The 992-nt window shown below is 66.9% G+C and carries 1 protein-coding gene; it reads right to left on the reverse strand.

Annotated elements, in window-relative coordinates; all coding sequences use genetic code 11:
* Positions 1-10: 10 nt before the first annotated feature.
* Complete coding sequence (locus DLJ47_RS00030) at positions 11-853, reverse strand: transposase family protein (protein ID WP_109898065.1); 843 nt, start codon at positions 851-853, stop codon at positions 11-13.
* Positions 854-992: the final 139 nt, after the last annotated feature.

The following is a 992-nucleotide window of genomic DNA, read 5'->3' on the forward strand; positions in this document are numbered from 1 at the left end:
TGAGGTGATCTCAGCAAGGTTGGGGCTGACGGTCGTATAGCAATGTGGTGAGCACGAGGGCACTGCGGGCGATCTCTCCGATGGTCGTCGGGCTGGCGGTGACGTGTTGCAGCGCTTTCCAGCCGCGTTTGAGCAGGGCGAATCCGCGTTCTCCGGGTGCGCGTTGGGCGCGCAGCAGGGTGTTGTAGGCGCGGTTGTCGGCCGCGAGCGCCCGGCCGTCTGCGGGCTGCTTGTATGGCGTGTGGATTCCCTGGCCAGCGCCTTCGTAGCCGGAGTCGGCCAGGGTCGGCAGGTGCAGTTGGGAGGCGGCCCAGCAGGCCGCGGCGAGGATCTGTTGCTGCTCGGCGCAGGTGAGGTCGTGCAGATGGCCGGGCATCACGTCGGAGACCCAGATCGGTGCCCCGTCGGGGCGCATGAATGCCTGGATGTTGCCTCCCGGCCGGCGGTGTTTACCGGAGTACCAGGCGTCGATCTGTTTGCCCTTGACGCTGGTGGTCGTCTCGGCGCACCGGTCGGTGCCGATCAGCGAGCCGTCCAGGATCACGTACGCCCAGCCGGCCTCGGCGACTTGCTGGAGTGCTTCGTGTAGGTCGGGTGCCTGGGCGGCGAGCACCCGCCGTCCCTCAGCGACGTAGCGGTAGCCGGTGGCCCGCGAGACGCCGAACCCGGCCGCCAGCAGTTCGATGTTCTCGTTCTTGCGGAACCAGACCAAGACCAGCAGCGCCTGCTTTCCGCAGCTCAACGCCCGGGTGCCGCGACGGGTTCCCAGCGCCCGCCGCTCGGCGGCCAACAGCCGGGACAGGTGGGCCACCAGTTCCTGGGGCACGTCGACCATGGCACGATAGGCAATCACGTGGAGTCCTCGGGTTGATGGATCTTGTGGTGAGAACTCATCTACCGTGGGCTCCACGCCCGTTTCCAGCAGCACCCGTATCGTCCGGCCTCGTCCGTGTCGCACCAATCAACACATTCGCGTTGCTGAGATCACCTCA

It is taken from the genome of Micromonospora sp. S4605 (assembly GCF_003176715.1).
Classification (GTDB): domain Bacteria; phylum Actinomycetota; class Actinomycetes; order Mycobacteriales; family Micromonosporaceae; genus Micromonospora; species Micromonospora echinaurantiaca.